This is a genomic window from Rickettsia endosymbiont of Culicoides newsteadi (assembly GCF_002259525.1).
Taxonomy (GTDB): domain Bacteria; phylum Pseudomonadota; class Alphaproteobacteria; order Rickettsiales; family Rickettsiaceae; genus Tisiphia.
This window is the reverse complement of record NZ_MWZE01000055.1, coordinates 1-7,570: the sequence shown is the minus strand read 5'-3', so window position 1 is coordinate 7,570 and position 7,570 is coordinate 1. Positions and strand designations below refer to the sequence as shown.

The following is a 7,570-nucleotide window of genomic DNA, read 5'->3' as shown; positions in this document are numbered from 1 at the left end:
CTTTCCCACAGCCCAATCTCTCTCTACTATTGTTTTTCCAAGAGTTTTCGCTAATTCATCATTTTGTTCTTTCAGCATATTAATTTGTTCCTGATATTTACTTACCAGTTTTGCTGGTTCAAAAGCCAATGCTGCATTTGATATAAATTGTTTTTTCCAATTACTAATTGTCTTTGAGTTTATCTCATATTTTGATGCTATCACTGATAATGGACTCTCTTCTTTCAGCACTTCTAATACTATCCTAGTTTTTTCTTCAGCACTAAAAACTCTTGCTTTTTCTTTTGTCATTTTTTCTCCTAATTTTTTCTTATTATTTTATCTTAATTAGGAAACTTTTAACTCTATTTTTTTTGTCCATTTTCTTCAGTCCATTATACAACTAGCAGAAATTATGGCAGCATATGAATATTTAGTTTTTAATAATAAATATTCCCACCATCAAGGTTCGCTAAAATTAAAATTATTGTTCTAATACTACAATTGTAGATTGAATGTGAGTGTTCACGGAAAAAAGGTTAAAGTACAAGATGTCATTGCGAGGAGGTCGCCAGACCGACGAAGCAATCCATTTTGTGATTACTTTCTGGATTACTTCGTTGGCTCATGCCTCCTCGCAATGACGGCTTGAGGACGTAAAATCCCAACTGTTGTGGATGCCACCCCGGCTTAACTCAGTGTCACCCCTGCGTAAGCAGGGGTCTAGATTCCCGCCATTGCTAAGAATGACAATGAAGCACAGAGACACTACCCAATTTTAAAGCTTTCTAGAAATTCACTTTAATCTTCAAACTACCTTGATGACCAATATATTTGCTAGCAATGTGGGCATTATAGGTAACACCATATTCCATCATATTGTGTTTGGCAGTTAAGCCAGTACCAACATTAAAGAAGACCCTATCAGGTTTAACTAATTTTGTTGGTAATGCTTTATCTATTCCACCTAACCTTGCATCAATTACTGGTGATTTTCCTTTGAAGTCATAATTAACATAACCATGCACTTCTGGTATTAATAGTAATTGGTCAAGTTGGATGTTTGCCGCAGTTCTCAGCCCAAAAATACCTTCAAATTTATTGTACGATCTCTTTTTAACAACTAAGTTTTGACAGGTTGTACCAGTTTCCGTATGACCATCATCCATAAATTGCGAATATCTAAACCCAATAGCTGGGGTAATAGTCAATTGTTCAGAAGCTTGATAATTATATCCAGTAACTAGCTGCCCACCATAAGAAGTAGATTTATATTTAGCAACAGCTTTTTCTAGAGCAGTAACACTTGCCGATTCAGCTGAGATTAGGCGTCCTTCTAAGTTTTTAACATTAGTTATGCCATATGATGCTATGCTTTCAGCAAACCAATTATCTGCAAATTTATATACACCATATAAAGAGAAGATATTAGTTTGCCCGTTAGTTCTATCACCACTTTTCTGATTTTTATGAGACATTTTGGTATTAATTAGGCTATAGGCTGCCCCAACTAGCAAGTTATCATTTACTAAACCATCAAAGCCGACGATTAAGCCCGCCGATTTCATGTTATAACCACTAACTCCTTGCTGCATTTTTTGGTTAGCGGTAGAATAAAACGGACTACCCCATACTCCATACATTACCTTATCATCATCACCAGCTCCTACAGTTGCTGTTCTTCCAGCAACTTGAGTAGCAGCAACAGCAACTTGACTCATCAATGTCATTACTGCAGCCGTTGAATTCATAGGGCTTTGTCCGATTAAATTTTCGTTACCAGGTAATAATCTGTTAGTCGCTAAATCTTGATTTTTGCTATCCATAGAACCATATTGGCTCAGAAACTTAGCCGCATCACTATCTCCATTAAACTCAACCTGAAGCAACTGTTTAATAAACGCTATTTCTTGTGCTGAATTATTTGGTGAGTCAATAACAAATTTCTTTGCTTCTTTCTTTACTTCCGCTATTTTTCCCTTTGTTTCCTTCTTTTCCTTCCCTTCGTCATCTTTCTTTCCTTCTTTTTCCTTTAATTTGGCCTCTAATTCTTCCTTAGTAATGTTCTTGGCATGTAAAGTTAGAGTAGTAGGATCAAGACTCCATTCAACAAAGCTGTTTTGTTCCTTTACTGAAACAAGTTTAACTTTGTCTTTATCAATTACAGTATTGTCATCTTTATTAGCTAACGAAATCAGAGTATATTGAGTGTCTTTAGAAATTTTGCTACTATCAGATCGGGCTGTTATGTTTACATCCAATCTGTCTAGTTGTGATATATCTAATTTACCCTGAATTTCTATATTACCACCTGCCTTTTTTAAGCTGTCATAGAAAGTATCCAGCTGTAGCGTTCCTGTTAGTATAGCATTACCAACATATTTTAATTTATTAGTCCCAAGATCTATAGTTAAATCTTTAGCGGTTAAATCACCAGCAATAGTTTGATTTCCAGGCAAGCTAATTATCTTAGCTTGACTTGCTTCAATGCTAGCAAACTTAATGTCTTTTTCTAATAATACATACTTATTAGCAAAACTTACAGAAGATGTTGAATCTACTTTTCCTTTAAACCAAACATTATCTGCTAATGTCACCTGTCCATCCTTAATTGGAGCTTTAACCAAGGCGGCATTCTCAAATTTTATCTCGGACGATGGTTTAGCATCTATATTATCCGAATCAATTAGCGTATAATAGCTAAACTCTTTTGATAGTCTTGGTAATTCAACTCCCTTTATATTTATTGTTGGCACAGCTATAGTTCTTTTTTCAACACCAGCAAAAGTTGCAGTTTTATCAGCACTAATTGTTATTTTCTTGGAGTAAATATCAGCTCTTACCGTTGAATTATTATCAAAAATTACATCAGCCAATCTAAATTTATCTGCCCCTAGATTGCCATAAGCAACGCTATCCTCTGCCTTGAATATTACTTTACCACTATTATTCTTTTCGGTCAATATATCGGAATAGAAATTTTTACTATTGATAGTGATTGTGTGATCACCTAGTAATTTAATATCTACGTTAGCAGCAATATCATTTGTTCCAGTGCTACAATCTGCACCTAATGCCAGACTATAGAAATTATTGCCTGTTGTTGTAATACCATTAATAGTACTTGCTGTTTTTAAGGTTAAAGTTGCACTCTTAGCACTAGAGAAGATAATATTTTGAGCAGAAACTTTTTTGACAGCTTCTACATCTGCTCCGGCTATTTCCAGAATAGTATCATTACCTATTTGGCTATCAATAACAATCTTGTCTTTATTACTAAATTTAACCGTACCTTGTCCCTTAATCTCACGAGCCTTCAAATCTTTAGCAATATCAGCCATTGCCTTATTTGCTATCACGAGATCGTTATTAGAATTAATTGCCCCACCAAATGTCACAGTGCCAGCTTTAATTTGGATACTACCAACCGGGTTGGCATTTGTTCCGACGTCACTATCAATGCTGCCATTACCTGCGAATATTAAATTAACTGCGTTTCCAGCACTCAAGTTAATGCCACCTTTTAAATTAAAGTCATTAGCAAAAGTTAAACTGCTGAGTACACCATTACCCTGGATTTCCTTAATGTTATAATTACCAGTAGCTAAGTTTAAATTACCTGCCCCGGCTTTTAACGTTTTTAAGTTTAAGGTAGCAGCAGTTAATCTCCCATCTCCTGAAAACTCTAAAGTTGCATTATCACTATTTTTTATAGCACCAGTAATGCTTTGATTATTTCCCAGCGTAATTGTACCTGCGTGACTAGCAAAATCCACATCACCTGTAACACCCTGAGTGGCAGTTAATTGACCAACACCACTAAAAATTACATTAGCTACTGCATTGTCAACAATACTATTACCAGCATTAACAGTCACAAGCCCTGTAATGTTACCAGTTACACGACCATTGGCTTTAAAAATCACTCCACCTGTAACATCACCTGTTAATCTACCAGCCGTAGCAAATACAACATCACCATTAACACCGTTCGTTGTTATCTCAGCATTTCCAGTTGTATTTAATGTTATAGTCTCAGCATATATGGCGGGGACGACCTCAATATTCCCAGTACCAGAAAATTTTACTCCTTTTAGCTTATGAGCCACAATACCTAAAGTTTTACCTGCTCCGTCAATCTTTAATAGTTTGTTATGATTACCAGAATCAAACTCAACTATACCTGTATTATCAGTACCTGGGTCTAGATTATTGAGCAACTTTATAGTCCTATCATTTGCATTATCACTATTCCGTAACGTTAACTGAGACTGTGCATGCGAAAAATGAATTGCTTTACCATTAGCTAAAATATCAACAGCACCATGTTTTGCACCAATTATGTAATTTGCTTTACCGGTACCATTTGTCGCTCCAATATAGACATTAGTAATCTGGGCTGAGGTGGCACTTTCATCAGTAAATTCTGCACCATTGATAATGTTTAATACAGGAATATGTTGTATATCAAGTGCATCAACATCGCCTGCAATAGTCACCTTACCACGAATTTGTAATTCTCGTAGCGAGTTACCAGCTACCCCAAGGGTTTTTCCACCTACAGATTTTAGAGTTAAAGTATTACCATCACCATGCATTAATACTACCCCACCAGGAGCAATACCACCAACTCCTCCTGCTAAGTTATTATTAAAGGTTATGCTCTTAGCTGCATTACTATATAACGTCAATACTGAATCTGCATGCAAGAAGTTGATTTCTTGATCTGCACCACCACCATTACCACGGAGAATAACGTCAGCACCCGAGGCATCTATGGTTAGAAAACCAGCATTACCAGCATTAGCAGCATTAGCAGCATTACCAATATTTATGACACCAATATTTCCAATCTGTTCATTTATAGCCTTGAGGTTACCCCGAACATTTAAAGTACCATTAGCACCACCACCTATTGTTGAATTGAATATTTTAGGGTCAGCCACTGGACCATTAAATGTTAGCGTTCCTACCGCATTAAAATTAACTTTACCTACAGCTCCAACCTCGCCAAAATTACCAGTAATTTCTACTTCATTAGCGGTAACAAAGGTAAGTTCTTTAGTAAAAACATTTCCTTCTAATTTAATAACTTTACCACCAGCTACACCTATATTAATCCCGGCTAAAGCAACACCAGCAATACCAATATTTCCAGTTACTTTACCAGCTCCGTTAAAGGTTAATGTTCCTTTACCATCAGCAGCTGTAGTGATAGCTCCAGTAATGTTTTTACCATCTTCCAACTTAAGTACAGAACCATCAATAAGTTTAGTTTCCTTAGCAAAAACATCTCCTTTTAATAAAACATCACCAATTTGTAGACTAATCTCATTTAAAGCCTTTCCATTAGCTCCAATGTTTCCCTCTACTGTACCAGCCCCTAAAAAGTTTAATTTCCCATGATTATCTTTAGTCGTAGTTATAGCCCCATTGATTATTTTGCCATTTCCCAAATTTAACTTACCATTAGCACTAAACTGTATATCACCTTCAATTCCACCATAAGCAGTAACATTAGCCCTGGCGTTATTAAAGAAGAAAGTAGTGGCTTTGGCTGCATTAGCAGCGTGCCGTAAGTGTACATCACCAGGGCCATTGAAACTCACTGTCTTTAAAGCATTAGTCTCACCAATTCTCCCTGTCACTTCACCAGCTCCTAGAAATAATAATACACCATTATCAGCAGCACCAGTATTATCAACATTACCACCGATTGCCTGACCAGCTGCCAGAGTAATTCTACCTGCCTTACCAGCAAAATCTACATTACCACCAATACCACCACCAACAGTTAATTTACCAGCATCAGCAAAAGTCACATTACCTGTAACCGCACCAACACTAGCATTGCCAGCACCAACAGTTACACGACCACCTACGTTACCAGCCATACCACCACCAGCACCAAAAATCACATTACCATTTACGTTACCAACCCTACCAGCACCAGCACCAAAAGTCGCATCACCACCTACGTCACCAACTAACGTACCACCACCATCACCAAAAGTCGCATCACCTGTAACATTAGGTGTTTTTAAGGTACCACCATTAGCACCAAAAATCACGCTACCAGTCAAATCATGATCAGCGGTAACATTAGCATCCGCATGGTTAATATTGAAAATCAAGGCATTATTAAGTGCTCCTTTCAATTGCACATTACCAGCTCCAGTAAAATCAACACTTGCTAAAGCCATATTAGCCCCACCAATATCTCCAGCTACTGTACCAGCTCCTTCAAAGGTTAATATGCCCTCCCTATTAGTAGCCGTAATGATAGCATTATTGATAGTGGCACCACCTTTTAGCTTAAGCTTAGAGCCAGCTCCTTCAAGAGTTGTAATCCCTAATCCTGTATGACCGTTTCCACCTAATGTTAATGTATTACCGGCATTAATTCTGGCAGTCGTAGTATTTACTCCTGCTATAGTCCCTATAGAAATATCCCGCTCTATGACGATATTACCGCGCTCTGTTACCTGTATATTACCTATATTGCCAATGGCAAAGGAAGCTGCATCAACTGTAAGGGTAACAGGATCACCAGCGCCATCAAGGGCATTAAAAGTTAGATCACCATTATCAGCAAAACCAGCTGTAACAAGGGCGGCAATAGTAGTATTAACATTACCAATATTAGCACCAAAAGCCACGCTGCTTCCCCCTATGCTTGCTACAACAGAGGCGACTGACACGCTGGTCAGCAAATTTTTTAAGAATTTTTGTTTTTTAACCATAATTTAACCTATTCTTATTAAAAAAATAATTTGTTATTTACTCACCTTACGCATAAACCCCACAACTGTTGAAAGTTAGAAGGTAAAGCGGGTTTTAGATAGGTTTTCTGTCATTGCGAGACCACGTAGTGGTCGTGGCAATCCATCTTTGGTTACTTTTATGGATTGCTTCGTCGACCTACGGTCTTTCTCGCAATGACGTTGACCACATACGACTTTTAAACTATCCGGTCTAAAGCCGCTTCCTCTTCTAACTTTCAACAGTTGTGGCATAAACCCCATGGCAATTTAAAAAGTTGCAAAAAAGTACAAAACGCTATTAGCGAGACCACTACATGGTCGAAGCAATCCACATTCATTAGATTGCTTCGTCGCTACTAAAATAGCTTCTCGCAATGACGCCAAGCTATTTTCTATATGACTTTTAAATGCCATGCGTAAGGTGAGTTATTTATAATATGCCACCCCTGCTAACTCTTAATATCACCCCTGCTTCGGTGCGGGGTTTAGATTCCCGCCTACGCGGGAATGATGGTATGGACGAGTGAAGCGAAATATGCTTTACTTGTACGGAGTCAGCTGAAAAATAGTTTTCAGCTGCTCCAAATTAAATAATAATTTAATTAATAGGTCCATACCATGATAAATAATAGCATAAAAAATACTATAATAGGAATAGATTTAGCAAAAAATAGTATGCACTTGGTGCAAGTCGATCAAAATGGCAAAAAAATAGGTTACCAAAAAGTTACAAGAGATGAGTTAATAGCCTATTTAAGCAATCTCGATAAAAGTTCATTGGTAGCTATGGAGGCATGTGGAGGAGCTAATTATTGGTCACAGGAAAT

At 37.3% G+C, this 7,570-nt stretch carries 2 protein-coding genes and 1 pseudogene; 1 reads left to right on the top strand and 2 read right to left on the bottom strand.

What is annotated here, in order from left to right; all coding sequences use genetic code 11:
* Both RiCNE_RS04630 and RiCNE_RS04625 read right to left on the bottom strand, forming a co-directional pair.
* The coding region (locus RiCNE_RS04630) for a transposase (protein ID WP_157905682.1) at positions 1-291 on the bottom strand (291 nt) is incomplete at its 3' end.
* A gap of 476 nt (positions 292-767) precedes the next feature.
* Entirely contained in the window at positions 768-6,722 is a 5,955-nt protein-coding gene (locus RiCNE_RS04625; protein ID WP_094649439.1) for an autotransporter domain-containing protein, read from the bottom strand.
* 639 nt (positions 6,723-7,361) lie between these two features.
* On the opposite strand from RiCNE_RS04625, the pseudogene RiCNE_RS04620 reads away from it, so the two are divergent.
* Positions 7,362-7,570, top strand: a pseudogene (locus RiCNE_RS04620) (IS110 family transposase); the annotation flags it as partial.